Here is a 13,415-nt window from a genome sequence, read left to right as displayed (position 1 = left end):
CGGCAGCGGGGCGTGGGGTGCGGGCCGACGGCGCCGCAGCGGGGGCGGGAACGCGGCGTACGGCCGGAGCCGGGGGGCGTTCGATGGTGGCGTGCATGTGGTGTCCCTTGGGGTGAGTGCGGGCCGGTGCCCCCAGTCTGATGTTGGTGGGTGGCGCCAAACGGCCTCACATGCTAGGTAGACCGGGTCTAGACACGCTGCCGTTCATCGGCCCTGCGGGGCCGAATGTGTGCGGGATTTGTGCTGGATCAAGGGTTGGCGGCCGCAGCGTCTGCGCCCCGCCACGGTCTGCCCGGGGGTGCCTGGTGGGGGCCTGTATGCCCCCTGGGCCGGGGGCCTGGCGATGCCGTTGTGCCCCCTGTCGCACCACTGGTGCGCGCGCGCAATCCTTGCGGGCGCCACCCCGCGTCCCGGGCTGGGCGGCGGGGCAGTGCAGTGGCTCAGACCTCGCCTTCGGCCAGCTCGCTCAGGAAGCCACCGCTCTGGTGGGTCCACAGCTTGGCGTAGATGCCGCCCAGCTGCAGCAGTTGCTGGTGCGTGCCGGCTTCCACGATGCGGCCCTGGTCCATGACGATCAGGCGGTCCATGGCGGCGATGGTCGACAGGCGGTGGGCGATGGCAATCACGGTCTTGCCATGCATCAGCTTGTCCAGGCTGTGCTGGATGGCGGCCTCGACCTCGCTGTCCAGCGCGCTGGTGGCCTCGTCCAGCAGCAGGATGGGCGCGTCCTTGAGCATGACGCGTGCAATCGCCACGCGCTGGCGCTGGCCGCCGGACAACTTGACGCCGCGCTCGCCCACCTGGGCGTCGTAGCCGCTGCGGCCATGGCGGTCGGTCAGGGTGTCGATGAACTCGGCCGCTTCGGCACGTTCGGCGGCGGCGCGCATCTCGGCCTCGCTGGCGTCAGGTCGGCCATAGAGGATGTTGTCGCGCATGGAGCGGTGCAGCAGCGAGGTGTCCTGCGTCACCATGCCGATGGCGCCGCGCAGGCTGTCCTGCGTGACCTGGGTGATGTCCTGGCCGTCGATGGTGATGCGCCCCGACTGCGCCTCGTGGAAGCGCAGCAGCAGGTTCACCAGCGTGGACTTGCCGGCGCCGGAGCGGCCGATCAGGCCGATGCGCTCGCCGGGGCGGATGTGCAGGTTCAGCCCGTCGATGACCTGCTTGCCGCCGTCCTTGTAGGCAAAGTGCACGTCCTCGAAGGCGATGGCGCCCTGGGTGACGCGCAGCGGCTGGGCGTGGGGCACATCGGTGATGGTACGCGGCTTGGTCAGGGTGGTGATGCCGTCCTGGATGGTGCCCACGTTCTCGAACAGGCCCGTCATCTGCCACATCACCCAGTGCGAGTAGCCGGCGATGCGCAGCGCCATGGCGATCACCGCGGCGACCACGCCGGCACCGGCCTGGTCCTGGGCCCACAGCCACAGCGCCATGCTGGCGCTGCTCAGGATCAGCAGTGTGATCATGATGTGGTTGGTCAGCTCGAACAGGCTGACCAGGCGCATCTGCGCATAGCCGGTGCGCTTGAAGTCGTCCATGGCGCTGCGCGCGTACTCGGCCTCGCGGCGCGTGTGGGCGAACAGCTTGACGGTGGCGATGTTGGTGTAGGCGTCGGTGACGCGGCCGGTCATCAGCGAGCGCGCATCGGCCTGCTGCTTGCCGATCTGGCCCAGGCGCGGCACGAAGTACCAGCAGGCGCCGGCATAGCTCAGCAGCCACAGGCCGAAGGGCAGCAGCAGCCAGGCGTCGAAGCTGCCGGCCAGCAGCAGGATGCTGAGGAAGTACACGGCCACGCCGACCAGCACGTCGACGACGATGAATACCACCTCGCGCACCGCCAGCGCGGTCTGCATGATCTTGGTGGTGATGCGGCCGGCGAATTCGTCGGCGTAGAAGGACATGCTCTGCCCCAGCATCAGCCGGTGGAAGACCCAGCGCAGCCGCATCGGGAAGTTGATGGCCAGCACCTGGTGCATGACCATGGTGTGCAGTGCCAGCAGGCCGATGCTGCCCAGCAAGATGGCGGCAATGCCCAGCAGGCTGCCGCGCTGCTGCTGCCAGAAATCGGCCATGGGCGTGGCGCTGAGCCAGTCGACCACCTGGCTCATGACGGCAAACAGAAAGGCTTCGTAGATGGACAGGGCCGCGCTGGTCAGCGTCAGCAGCACGATCCAGCCGCGCATGCCGCGCGTGCAGGCCCACAGAAAAGCGATGAAGCCCGCAGGGGGCAGTTGGGGATCTTCCGCCGGATAGGGCGGCACCCGTTTTTCAAAATATCCGAACAAGATGACTTCTCCTTGTGCCTTCGATGGTAGGCGGCAGGCATGCCCTCGGCAGGGCAAGGAGAATGAAAAATAAAAGTAAGAGCAGATGGCGCTTGTCCAGCCAGCGATTCAGCGCGAAAGCCTGGGGTTTGGTCCAGGGGTGTGCGCCAGCAGCTATAAAATAAACCACCACACGCCGGTGTGGTGGTCGGGGGCGGCGGCCGTGCTGCGGGCCGCTGCGCGAGGGGGGCTTCAGGCCGTGGGCAGGTAGCCTTCGACCGACAGGTAGCGCTCGCCCGTGTCGTAGGCAAAGCCCAGCACCTTGGCGCCGGCGGGCAGCTCGGGCAGCTTCTGGGCAATCGCCGCCAGCGTGGCGCCGGAGGAGATACCGACCAGCAGCCCTTCTTCGCGGGCGGCACGGCGGCCGTATTCGCGGGCCGGCTCGGCCTCGACCTGGATCACGCCGTCCAGCAGGCTGGTGTCCAGGTTCTTGGGCACAAAGCCTGCGCCAATGCCCTGGATGGGGTGGGGCGCGGGGTTGCCGCCGGAGATCACGGGCGAGGCCGCGGGCTCCACGGCAAACACCTTCAGGTGCGGGAACTTGGCCTTGAGCACCTGGGCCACGCCGCTCAGGTGGCCGCCGGTGCCCACGCCGGTGATCAGCACGTCCAGGCCTTCGGGGAAGTCGGCCAGGATTTCCTGGGCCGTGGTGGCGGCGTGCACGGCCACGTTGGCGGGGTTTTCAAACTGCTGCGGGATCCAGGCGCCGGGCGTCTGCGCGGCCAGTTCCTGGGCGCGGGCGATGGCGCCCTTCATGCCCTTTTCCTTGGGCGTCAGGTCGAAGCTGGCACCGTAGGCCAGCATCAGGCGGCGGCGCTCGATGGACATGCTCTCGGGCATCACCAGGATCAGCTTGTAGCCCTTGACGGCGGCGACCAGGGCCAGGCCCACGCCGGTGTTGCCGCTGGTGGGCTCGATGATCACGCCACCGGGCTTGAGCGCGCCGGACTTTTCCGCATCCTCGACCATGGACAGGGCGATGCGGTCTTTGATGGAGCCGCCCGGGTTGCCGCGCTCCGACTTGATCCAGACGTTGGCGCCGGCGCCGAACACGCGGTGCATGCGGATGATGGGGGTGTTGCCGATGGTCTGCAGGACGTTGTCGAATTTCATGGCATCTCCTTGGGTGGATGAGGGCACAGGCTGCACATTCTGGCGCACTTGTTCATACCTCCGGCGATATGCATATGCCGGTCTGGATAAGCGCAGTGTTTCAGGCGGCCTTTGCGCCGCACTTCGATTTTGTGGGGCCATGGCGCATACTTTTTGCAGCACCAAAAAGAAGGAGGGCGTTGTCCATGTCACTTTTGCACATCAACATGGTGGCCATGACGGTGGTCTGTGTGTCGCTGATGGTGGGCTTTTCCTACCGTGAAAACCGCTGGGGCATCCTGCTGATGCAGCTGGCGGTGCTGGGCCTGATGGGGGTGATCGTCTACGACATCCGGGTGATTTCGGCGAGCACCTGAAAACGCCGGGCCCATGGACGATAATGGCACCCGTGAAGTTCGCCAGACTGCCGCTGGTGCAAGCGTGGAAACACGGCACTGGAGGAACGTCCGGACTGCATAGGGCGGCGTAGCAGCTAACGGCTGTCCACCGTGAGGTGAGGATCAGAGCAACAGAGACGTAGTCGGGCAGGCGTACCGCAAGGTAAACCGGCCCGGGTGAAACGGGCAATCTCTACGCGCAGCAATACCAAGTAGGCACACGTTGACGGGGCCCCCGGAGTGTGCGGGTAGGTAGCATCGAGCCGGTGGGGCGACCCCCGGCCCAGAGTAATGGCAGTCACATGGGCGCAAGCCCATGCACAGAATCCGGCTTATCGGCGGACTTCACACTTTGCAGACACCCCACAGGGCCCGGTCATCGACCGGGCCCTGTGCTTTTTTGGGGGCTCCGTGCCGCCCTTCGGCAGACCCGCACAAGGTCCTGGCGTTGTGCCCACGGGCGACAGCGCGCAGCCCGCGTCCGCATCAATAATGGGCGCCATGCTGCGACCCGAACAACTGCTCCACCCCCAGCGCGTGCCGGTCACGCCCCTGGAGGCTTCCACCCTGCTGCTGCTGCGCGACCGCCCCGAAGGGGGCTGGGAGGTGCTGATGACGCGCCGCTCCGACAAGGCCAGCTTCGTGCCCGGTGCCTACGTCTTTCCGGGCGGCGGCATCGAGGCCCAGGACGCCCAGGCCCACGCCCAGGTGGCGCACCGCGATGGCATGGCCCCCGGGGCGCTGACCGCCGCCATCGCCGCCCTGCGTGAAAGCCTGGAGGAGATGGGCCTGCTGCTGGCCGTACACGCCGACGGACGGCCCGCCACCCAGGCCGATGTCGATGCCCTGGACCGCCACGCCCCGCTGTGGCCGCAGCTGGCGCAGCGCGGCCTGCGCCTGGACGTGCGCGGCGTCTGGCAGCTGGCGCACTGGACGGCCGACCGCAACCTGCCCAAGCGCTTTGCCGTTCCCTTCTTCGTGGCGCGCATGCCCGCCGGGCAGACCCCGGTGGCCGACGAGGCCGAGCAGTTCGAGCCGGTCTGGATCCAGCCGCAGCAGGCCCTGGACCGCCATGCCGCCGGGCAGATGCCCATGATCTTTCCCACGCTGCGTACCCTGGCGCGTCTGGCGCGCTACCCCAGCGTGCAGGCGGTGCTGGACGCCGTGGCCGCCGGGCCGCTGTGGGCCAGCGCGCCGCGCTCCGGCCTGCTGCGTGGCGAGCAGCACCGCTGCATGGAAGACGAAGCCCCGTTCGGTGAGCTGGCCATGGTCTGCCCCGATGGGCAGATCCTGCACCCGCTGGACTGGCAGAGCGAGCGCGCCGTGCCGCTGCGCAAGAACCTGTGGCGCCTGACGGCTCCCAACGCGAATGTGATGACCGGCCCGGGCACCAACAGCTACCTGGTCGGCGAGGCGGCCACGGGCTTCATCGCCATCGATCCCGGCCCGGCCGATGCCGACCACGTGCAGCGCCTGTGGGAGGCCGCCGGGGGCGATGTGCGCCACATCGTCTGCACGCACTCGCACGCCGACCACTCCCCGGGCGCCTTCCTGCTGCAGGCGCTGTGCGTGCAGCAGGGGCGGGACAAGCCCATGATCCATGGCCTGCCCTCGGCCCCGACGGCGCGTGCCAACAGCCAGTTCGTGCCCGATGTGGCGCTGCAAGATGGAGAGCGCATCACGCTCGCCCCGCTTGGGCTGGAGGCCGAAAAGACTTCCAACATCCGCCACACGCTGCGCGCCGTGCACACGCCGGGCCATGCGGCCAACCACCTGTGCCTGCTGCTGGAGGAGGACGCCCTGCTGTTCAGCGGCGACCACATCCTGAACGGCACCACGCCGGTCATCGACATTCCCGACGGCAATATGCGCGACTACCTCGACAGCCTGGACAAGCTGGCCGCGCTGTGCGCTGCGCAGGGCGTGGAGTTCGTGCTGCCGGCCCATGGCTATGTGCTGGGTGATGCGCAGGGCGTGATCGCCCGGCTCAAGGCCCACCGCTTGGCGCGCGAGGCCAAGGTGCTGGCCGCCATGCGCCAGCAGCCCGAGGGCTCGGTCCAGGACTGGGTGGCCCAGGCCTATGCCGACACGCCCTCGACGCTGTGGAAGCTGGCCGAAAGAAGCCTGATGGCGCACGTGGAACGCATTCGTGCTTTAGGCTTGCTGCATGTCACCGACTGAATTTCCCCACAACAACGACAACACCGTGCGCCTGTCCAAGCGACTGGCGGAGCAAATGCAGTGCTCGCGCAGCGAGGCAGAGCTGTACATCGAGGCTGGCGCCGTGCAGGTGGACGGCCAGACCGTTGAGCAAGCCGGCGCCCGCGTGGGCCCGGCGCAGGTCCTGACCGTCACCGCCGGAGCCAAGCCCGAACCGGTGCCCCCGGTCACCCTGCTGCTGCACAAGCCCGCCGGTTATTCGGTGCAGGCAGGCGGCCCGCGCAGCGCACTGGACCTGCTGGTGCCGGAGCGCTGGAACCAGGGTGATACCCCGGCGCCCATCCGCCTGCTGCACAAGCATTTCCAGCACCTGGAGTGCCTGGAGCCGCTGCCCGTGCCCGCCAGCGGCTTGACCGTCTTCACCCAGGACCGGCGCGTGGCGCGCAAGCTGACCGAGGACGTGCTGTACCTGGAGCAGGAGTGCATCGCCCAGGTGCAGGGCCAGCTCGATGCCGAAGGGCTGGAGCGCCTGTGCAACGGCTCGGCCATCCCCGGCAAGCGCCTGCCGCGCACCAAGGTCAGCTGGCAAAGCGATCACCACCTGCGCTTTGCGCTCAAGGGCATCTACCCCGAGGAGATTGAGGCCATGTGTGCCGGCGTGGGTTTGAAGCTGCTGGGCCTCAAGCGCCTGCGCATGGGGCGCATCTCCATGGCCAAGCTGGCCGAAGGGCAGTGGCGCTATGCCATGCCCTGGGAGCGTTTCTGATTCGGGTCGGCACACAGACCCCGCACCCTCGCGCGCCCCGGGCGCGCTTTTTTGTGCCTGGCGGGTTATTTGCTGCGGCTGTGGCTCATGGCCACGACCAGGGCGGTGATCAGGAAGAAGGCCTGCAACTCCAGTGCCCAGCCGCCGCTCTTGCTGATCTGCAGCCAGTGCGGGCCATGCACCAGCACCAGGGCCACCAGCATGTTGACGGCGATCAGCAGCGCGGCCGGCACCACGCACAGGCCAACCAGCAGCAGCAGCGGGGCGATGACTTCGCCGATGAACACGCCATAGGCAAGGAAGGCGGGCAGCCCGGCCTTGACCACCAGGGCTTCAATGCCGGCAATGCCGCCGGTGATCTTGGCCCAGCCGTGGAACAGCAGGAGCACAGCCAGGGTGACGCGCAACAGCACCATGGCGGCCAGGGGATGGTGAAAATGTTTCCAGAAGCTCATGGCTGCCCAGCCTAAAGCATGCGGTGCGGGGATGGTCTGCGGGAAAACAGGGAAAAAACGGCTTTCTTGCTGCACTTGTGCGCGCATTCCGGCACCGATGGCAGACAGGCTGCCGGCTGGCTGTAGGCCAGCGGCGGGAACTGGACAGGGTGCGTGCCAGCCGGTTGCGCAGCGCCTACGATGCTTGTCACCGCCCACCACCCAGGACGTCGGCCAGACGGATACCGCAAGGGGGATGGGCAGGTTTCCACAACGTTTTCACTGTCGAGGGGTTTCCTATGCAAAAGTCTTTTTCTGTGCGTTCCCTGGTGCTGGCTTCCGGCATGGCTGCGGCTACCGTGGCGATGGTGGGCTGTACGACCACGGGCAACACCCAGGGCAAGGGGGCTGCGCCCTCCAGCCGTGCCGAGCTGGAGTCCCAGGCCACGGCGGCGCTCAACCGCCTGTACAGCGCCATGCCTGGCACCCGCGAGCTGGTGGCCAAGTCGCGCGGCGTGTTGGTGTGCCCGGCCGTGATCGGCGGCAGCTTCGTGATCGGTGCCGAGCACGGCAAGTGCGTGCTGCGCTCCAACGGCACCACGCGCGGCTACTACAGCACCACGGCGGCCTCGATTGGCTGGCAGGCGGGGGGCCAGTCCAAGGCCGTCATCTACGTGTTCAGCGCCCAGGATGCCTACAACAAGTTCCTGAGCAGCGATGGCTGGTCCGTCGGGGCTGACGCCAATGTGGCCGTGGGCAAGGCCGGCGCCAACGGCGGCATCGACACCACCACGGCCAACGCACCGGTCAGCAGTTACGTGCTGAACAACGCCGGGCTGGAAGCCGGCGTGTCGGTCAACGGCAGCAAGATCAGCAAGATCAGCATGTAAGCATCCCGCCTGGCACCCCCAAGACCGGCCCTGCCGGTCTTTTTTTATGCCGAACCGGGGGGCGGGCCGTGCTTTGTCCGGCAGGGTGCCTGCAGGGCCGGGTTTTGGGGGGTAGGATGCCGGGGTTTGGGTCCAGCGCGTCCCCCGTGGGCGAGGTGCGCGCGGACCGCGCTGAAACCATTGCTCAACCGCTGCACTGCTATGCACATCCGCTTCACCAAAATGCAAGGCGCTGGCAACGACTTTGTCGTGCTCGACGAAACCCAGGGCCGCCTGGGGCTGACGCCGGCCCATTACCGCTTCCTGGCGGACCGCCATTTCGGCGTCGGGGCCGACCAGATCCTGACCGTACGCCCCGCGCCCACCGAAGGGGTGGATTTTGAATACGTGATCCACAACGCCGATGGCGGCGAGGTGGAGCAATGCGGCAACGGTGCCCGCTGCTTTGCGCGTTTCGTGCACGACAAGGGCCTGACCCCCAAGACCGTGATCCGGGTGCAGACCCTGGCTGGTGTGATCGCGCCGGCGCTGGCCGCCGATGGCCGCGTCACGGTCAACATGGGTGCCCCCGTGCTGGAGCCGGCGCGCGTGCCGTTCGATGCCAGCGGGCTGCCCGAGCAGCGCCAGGGCCAGGCCCTGGTGTGGCCGCTGGCCCTGCAGGCACCGGCCCCGGTGTCCCAGGTGCAGGTGGTGGCCGTGTCCATGGGCAACCCCCACGCTGTGCAGCTGGTGCCGGACGTGGACACCGCCCCGGTGGCCACGGTCGGCCCGCAGGTCGAAACCCATGTGCGATTTCCGCAGCGTGTCAACGCCGGCTTCATGCAGGTGCTGTCGCGCACGGCGGTCAAGCTGCGCGTGTTCGAGCGTGGGGCCGGCGAGACGCTGGCCTGCGGCACCGGGGCGTGCGCGGCGGTGGTTGCCGGTATCCTTCTGGGTGAACTGGATCACCGCGTGGACGTGCATACTCGCGGCGGCCTGCTGACCATCGAATGGGCCGGCGGCGCGCAGGATGCCGTGCTGATGACCGGCCCCGCCACCACCGTGTTTGAAGGCCAGATCCATCTTCCTGACGAACTATGAACAGCATCGATACACCCGCCATGAATGAAGCCAGCATTGCCGACTATTTGCTGCAGCACCCCGAGTTTTTTGAGCGCCATGCCGAAATGCTGGCCAGCGTGCAGCTCAGCAGCGGTCATGGCCAGCGTGCCGTGAGCCTGCAGGAGCGCCAGGCGGAGATGCTGCGCGACAAGATCAAGGGGCTGGAGCAGCGCATCATGGAGATGGTGCGCAACAGCAGCGAGAACTCGGCCATCGCGCACAAGATCCACCGCTGGAGCTGTGCCCTGGCGGCGGTGTCCGACGTGCGCCAGCTGCCGCACGCGATCGCCGAAGGCATCCAGAAGGAGTTCGACGTGCCCCAGGTGGGTATCCGCGTCTGGGGCGTGGCCGGTCCCTACCTGGGCTCGATGTTCACCATGGGCGTCAGCGAGGACGCCAAGGCCTTCGCCACCTCGCTGACCATGCCGTTCTGCGGCCCCAACCTGGGCTTTGAGCCCACCGCCTGGCTGCCCAAGCCCGACGCGGTGCAGTCCCTGGCGCTGCTGACGCTGCGCGAAGGCCCCAACGACAGCCAGTCGTCCGCCTTCGGCCTGCTGGTGCTGGGCTCGACCGATCCGCTGCGTTTCGATGCCACCATGGGCACGGAATTCCTCTCGCGCATCGCCGAACAGGCCAGCGCCGCCCTGGGGCGCCTGCGCGTCATGCCCGCGGGCAACTGAGTCCCCCGCATGGCCAACACCGCCGCGCTCGCGCCGCAGCTGCAGGCCTACTTGCAGCATGTGGCCAGCGAGCGGCGGCTGGCCGCGCGCACCGTGGCCCTGTACACCGAAGGCCTGCAGCAACTGCAGGCCCTGGCGGCCGAGGCCGGGCCCGCGGTGCTGGCGCTGCAGCCCCAGCACATCCGCCGCTTCGTGGCCAGCCTGCACGCCAAGGGCCGGCATGGCCGCAGCATTGCGCTGTGGCTGTCGTGCTGGCGCGGCTTTTTTCGCTGGGCGGCCTGGCAGGGCTGGGTGGAGCGCAACCCCGTCGAGGGCATCCGCGCGCCGAAAACGCCCAAGCCCCTGCCCAAGGCGCTGGGGGTGGACGCCGCCGTGCAGCTGGCGGACTACCGCAGCCCGGAAGCCGATCCCTGGGAAGAAGCGCGTGACGCGGCCATGACCGAGCTGCTGTACAGCAGCGGCCTGCGCGTCAGCGAGCTGGCGAACCTGGATGTGCAGGCCGGTGACGGCCTGGGCTGGCTGGACCTGCAGGCCGGCCTGGTGCATGTGACCGGCAAGGGCGGCAAGCGCCGCAGCGTGCCCGTGGGGGCGCCGGCGCGTGCCGCCGTGCAGCGCTGGCTGGCGATCCGTCCCACGCGCTTTGCGGCCGGCTGGAATGCGCCGGCCCTGTTCCTGGGCGTGCGCGGCGCGCGCATCACGCCGCAGACCATCTGGCTGCGCCTGCGCCAGCGCAGCCAGCAGGCCGGGCTGGCGGCCGCCGTGCATCCGCACGTGCTGCGCCATTCGTTTGCCAGCCATGTGCTGCAGTCCAGCGGTGATTTGCGCGCCGTGCAGGAGCTGCTGGGCCACGCCAACATCACCACCACCCAGGTCTATACGCGGCTGGACTTCCAGCACCTGGCCCAGGCCTATGAGCAGGCCCACCCGCGGGCACGCAAGAAATCGCCTTGAGGTGCGGAGGGGATGCTCCTTGAACAGGAGCTGTCAGCGCTGATTCTTCATGACTTTCAGGTGCTTTTGCGCTGGATCATCCATTGCCATCAGCGCAGTGTGCTCACATTTTTTCCAGCGACAGGTGGTGCAAATTTTGCTTTTTACAGATTTATACAAATCTGCGGCATGGCGTCATGGAACTGCTCCTGAAATACGAAGGTCACCACATTCCCCGGGTCTGGTCCCGACTGCACGGCATGCGCATGGGGCGCAATGTCTGGGTGTTCCGCCTGCCGCACCCGGATGCGCTGCAGGGCGTGATGGACCAGCTGGCGCAGGAGACCGAGGCCGAGGTGCTGGCCCTGACCCTGGTGGCGGTGGTGCGCGTGGCAGACCAGCAGTCCCCGGCCCTGCTGCTGGACAACGCCGTGCCCTTCATGGTGCTGCTGACGCGGCTGCGCTACCCCTGGCTGCAGGCGGGCATGGACAAGTACGTGGAGGTCCACTTCCAGCCCATCGTCGATCTGGCCGACAGCGGCCGCATCTATGCCCACGAGGCCCTGTGCCGGCTGCGCACGCCCGAGGGCGAGCTGCTGTCGGGCTACGAAACCTTCACCCTGGCGCGCCACCTGGGCCGGCTGGACGCGCTGGATGTGGCGCTGCAGTACAAGGCGCTGCAGCGCAAGGTGGCCGACCTGGAGCCCGGCGCCATCCTGTTCCTGAACGTGCTGCCGTCCACCCTGCTGCAGCCGGCCTGGGCCAGCCAGTTCCTGCAGTGGCTGCACGACCTGGATATACCGCACCACGAAGTGGTGATCGAGGTGGTCGAGAGCGAGCAGGTCGACCCCGCCGGCCTGGCCCAGCGCTGCGACGCGCTGCGCTCCCAGGGGCTGCGGATTGCGCTGGACGACATGGGCGCCGGCTTCAACTGCCTGTCGGTGCTGGCCATGGTGCGCTCGGACTTCATCAAGGTGGACCGGGGCCTGGTGCACCAGGCGCGCGGCAGCCGGGTGCGCTCGGTGCTGCTGGAGGCCCTGGTCTCCATGGCCGAGCGCCTGGGCTCCATCGTGGTCGCCGAGGGCCTGGAGCGCCAGGAGGATGTGGCTTTCTGCCGCTCGCTGGGTATCCACCTGGTCCAGGGTTTTCTGTTTGCCAAGCCGGCCTATGCACCGTTGCGGGGCAGCCTGGCCCTGCCCAAGACCGACAAGTCGGTCGCCATGCCGCGCCTGGACCGGTTTTCCATCACCGACGTGATCGAAACCCCGCCGTCCTTCGACATCCAGACCCCGTTGACGCTGGTGCGCCAGGCGTTCCGCGACACGCCCGACCTGCCTTGGTGCATGTTGACCGATTTTGGGCATCCCGTGGGCGTTTTGCACCGCGGCAGGGCGCTGTCGCCGGGGCTGCGCACCGTGGCCCAGGGTGCACAGCCGCTGCAGCGCATGCTGCCCTACAACATCGGGCTGACGGCTCTGTCCCGGCGGCTGTACCTGGAGCGCATGGATGCCGCCCCCTGGGCGGTGGTCGATGAGCGCGGCTGCTACATCGGCACGCTGGAGCCGATGATGCTGGTCTCCCATCTGCTGGCGCGCCAAGAGCACGGCGCCAGCCTGCACCCGCTGTCGCAGCTGCCGACCGGGCCCACGCTGCGCCAGGCCATCGACCTGCGGATTGCGCGAAAGCACGGCATGCTGGAGCTGGTCTACATCGATCTGGACCATTTCAAGGCCTTCAACGACCGCTATGGTTTTGTGCGCGGCGACGCCATGATCCGCACGCTGGCCGAAATCCTGCGCCACGTGTTCGCCAGCAGCCCGGACTGCATCCTGGGCCACATCGGCGGCGATGACTTCATCGTGCTGTTCGACCGCCCCGTGGCCCTGCTGATTCCGCAGCTGCAGCGCGCCATGGCGCAGTTCCATGCCCTGGCGCGGCACCTGTACGACACCGAGGACCTGCAGCGCGGCTATTTCGTCACCGAGGATGGCGAGGCCCACCCCGTGGCCAGCATGTCCGTGTCCTGCGTCAACGGCAGCACCGGCATGCCCCAGGACAGCGTGGAGGCTTCGGCGCGCGCCGCCAAGCTCAAGAAGGTGGGCAAGACCTCGGGCGGCAACGTCATCGTGGTGGAGGCGGCCCACCCCCGGGTGGTCCAGCCCGAGAGCAGCAGCCCCAGCATGTCCGGCTGGGAGGTGCAGGTGCTGGACATCCTGCAGCGCCTGCTGCAGGAGCCGCGCGGGCTGGATGCGCATGCGCTGGACCATGTGTTCAAGGCCTACCCCTTCTTCGAGGTGCTGTTCGAGCTGGACGCCGACGGCCAGCAGATCTGCGCCAACTGGATCAACCCGGCCATGTATGGCCGCATCCGCGGTGGCGGCGCCGGCGCCCAGCGCGGCAGCCAGTCCTACTTCGTGCATGTGCGCGACAGCGGCCAGCCCTTTGTCTCACCCATCTACCTGTCCAGCGCCACCGAGGACTTCTGCCTGACGATTGCCGTACCCATCCACGGGCCGCAGGGGCGCTTCACTGGCGTGCTGGTGGGGGATTTGAACCTGGCGTCCATGGCCAGCCTGCTGGAAAACCGGGTGGCGGCGTGAAGATCTATGAATATTCATAGCTGACAGCGCTGGCTGTGCC

Annotated in this window: 11 protein-coding genes and 1 other RNA gene; 9 read left to right on the top strand and 3 right to left on the bottom strand. The window is 67.9% G+C overall.

From position 1 onward, the window contains the following. Nucleotides 1–440: 440 nt before the first annotated feature. Both FYM52_RS09055 and cysK read right to left on the bottom strand, forming a co-directional pair. Entirely contained in the window at nucleotides 441–2,285 is a 1,845-nt protein-coding gene (locus FYM52_RS09055; RefSeq protein ID WP_154163833.1) for an ABC transporter ATP-binding protein, read from the bottom strand. A 231-nt stretch (nucleotides 2,286–2,516) separates the two neighbouring features. Then, nucleotides 2,517–3,437 carry a cysteine synthase A gene (gene cysK / locus FYM52_RS09050; protein WP_042411483.1) on the bottom strand — a complete coding sequence of 307 codons (921 nt, stop codon included), beginning with the start codon at nucleotides 3,435–3,437 and terminating at the stop codon, nucleotides 2,517–2,519. Nucleotides 3,438–3,622: 185 nt separating this feature from the next. Between cysK and FYM52_RS09045 the strand changes: the two genes are divergently transcribed. The 4 genes from FYM52_RS09045 (at nucleotide 3,623) to FYM52_RS09030 (ending at nucleotide 6,740) form a co-directional block, all read left to right on the top strand. Next, on the top strand, nucleotides 3,623–3,793 hold the full coding sequence (locus FYM52_RS09045) for a hypothetical protein (RefSeq protein WP_154163832.1): 171 nt from the start codon (nucleotides 3,623–3,625) through the stop codon (nucleotides 3,791–3,793). Between the two features lie 34 nt (nucleotides 3,794–3,827). Beyond that, nucleotides 3,828–4,165, top strand: an RNA gene (gene rnpB, locus FYM52_RS09040) — RNase P RNA component class A. Between the two features lie 150 nt (nucleotides 4,166–4,315). After that, nucleotides 4,316–5,995, top strand: a complete 1,680-nt coding sequence (locus FYM52_RS09035; protein WP_154163831.1) for an MBL fold metallo-hydrolase — start codon at nucleotides 4,316–4,318, stop codon at nucleotides 5,993–5,995. Then, nucleotides 5,982–6,740 (top strand): RNA pseudouridine synthase, encoded by a 759-nt coding sequence (locus tag FYM52_RS09030; RefSeq protein WP_154163830.1) that lies wholly within the window; start codon nucleotides 5,982–5,984, stop codon nucleotides 6,738–6,740. Before FYM52_RS09035 ends, FYM52_RS09030 begins: the two co-directional genes overlap by 14 nt. Nucleotides 6,741–6,805: 65 nt before the next feature. On the opposite strand, the gene FYM52_RS09025 is transcribed toward FYM52_RS09030, so the two are convergent. Then, entirely contained in the window at nucleotides 6,806–7,195 is a 390-nt protein-coding gene (locus FYM52_RS09025; RefSeq protein WP_154163829.1) for a DoxX family protein, read from the bottom strand. Nucleotides 7,196–7,473: 278 nt separating this feature from the next. On the opposite strand from FYM52_RS09025, the gene FYM52_RS09020 reads away from it, so the two are divergent. The 5 genes from FYM52_RS09020 (at nucleotide 7,474) to FYM52_RS09000 (ending at nucleotide 13,375) form a co-directional block, all read left to right on the top strand. Then, a complete protein-coding gene (locus FYM52_RS09020) occupies nucleotides 7,474–8,064 on the top strand; it encodes a YSC84-related protein (protein ID WP_043380388.1) in 591 nt (196 codons plus the stop codon). 201 nt (nucleotides 8,065–8,265) lie between these two features. Then, nucleotides 8,266–9,144: a diaminopimelate epimerase gene (gene dapF, locus FYM52_RS09015; protein ID WP_154163828.1), complete on the top strand. Its 879-nt coding sequence runs from the start codon at nucleotides 8,266–8,268 to the stop codon at nucleotides 9,142–9,144. Then, nucleotides 9,141–9,845 carry a DUF484 family protein gene (locus FYM52_RS09010; RefSeq protein WP_154163827.1) on the top strand — a complete coding sequence of 235 codons (705 nt, stop codon included), beginning with the start codon at nucleotides 9,141–9,143 and terminating at the stop codon, nucleotides 9,843–9,845. Before dapF ends, FYM52_RS09010 begins: the two co-directional genes overlap by 4 nt. Before the next feature lie 9 nt (nucleotides 9,846–9,854). Then, nucleotides 9,855–10,796, top strand: a complete 942-nt coding sequence (locus FYM52_RS09005) for a tyrosine recombinase XerC (protein WP_154163826.1) — start codon at nucleotides 9,855–9,857, stop codon at nucleotides 10,794–10,796. 176 nt (nucleotides 10,797–10,972) lie between these two features. Beyond that, complete coding sequence (locus FYM52_RS09000; RefSeq protein ID WP_154163825.1) at nucleotides 10,973–13,375, top strand: EAL domain-containing protein; 2,403 nt, start codon at nucleotides 10,973–10,975, stop codon at nucleotides 13,373–13,375. The last annotated feature ends 40 nt before the right edge of the window (nucleotides 13,376–13,415 follow it).

Origin of the sequence: Comamonas sp. CAH-2 (assembly GCF_009668305.1) — a bacterium.
Lineage (GTDB): Bacteria > Pseudomonadota > Gammaproteobacteria > Burkholderiales > Burkholderiaceae_C > Comamonas > Comamonas aquatica.
Note: the sequence above shows the minus strand (reverse complement) of the source record. Positions and strands in the feature narration are given on the sequence as shown.